We start from the raw sequence: 710 nt of genomic DNA, 5'->3' as shown, positions 1-710 counted from the left end.
GATACCGATACAAAAATAAAACTCTGCAAGATCCATTCCCCACAAAGCAAGGGAAAGGTTGAATCAGCTAACCGATTCGTGGAATGGTTGATGGTTTATAACGGAAAGCTGAATAGTGAAGAAGAATTAATCGAAAAAATTCATCTGTTAAACAGGCAGATTAACAAGGAACCATGCAGAACAACTGGTATTCCCAGAGTCGTCATGTTCCAAAAAGAAAAAGAGCATCTGAAGCCATTGACTAGAGTTCCACTTCTCGAGTCGTATCTCAAGGATGTGGAAACCCAGACAGTGCCACCAACACTGCTGGTCTATTATCAGGGCCACGGATACTCAGTACCTAAAAAATTCATCGATAAACGAGTGAAGATTACTCGAATGAGCGATGAAGTTCAGATCTATTATAACAACCAGCTCATCTGTACTCATCCCATTCGCGAAACTCCAATCAATTATCACCAGGATCATTATGTAGAAGCTTTAAAGGATACGATTAAACCAAAAGAAAACGAAGATGTAGAAAACTATGAAGACAGAATTCGCAAGAAAGCTCTGAAGTCATTGGAGCTGATGAATGAGTTGAAAGGATCAGTGAAGTAATTATTGATTATGATGACGGAACAGATGAAATATGAACGTCTCAAGGAGAACTTAAACCGATTGGGACTGCGTGGAATAGAAATCAATCTGGATGACTATCTCAGATTGAT

1 protein-coding gene is annotated in these 710 nt (G+C 39.2%); it reads left to right on the top strand.

The features are described from left to right. Positions 1-600, top strand: a 600-nt coding sequence (locus BO222_RS13780) for a Mu transposase domain-containing protein (protein WP_408606362.1), incomplete at its 5' end; no start/stop codon positions are given. Positions 601-710 lie beyond the last annotated feature (110 nt).

The sequence above is a fragment of the Ileibacterium valens genome, from assembly GCF_001945525.1.
GTDB classification, from domain to species: Bacteria; Bacillota_I; Bacilli_A; order Erysipelotrichales; family Erysipelotrichaceae; genus Ileibacterium; species Ileibacterium valens.
Note: the sequence above shows the minus strand (reverse complement) of the source record. Positions and strands in the feature narration are given on the sequence as shown.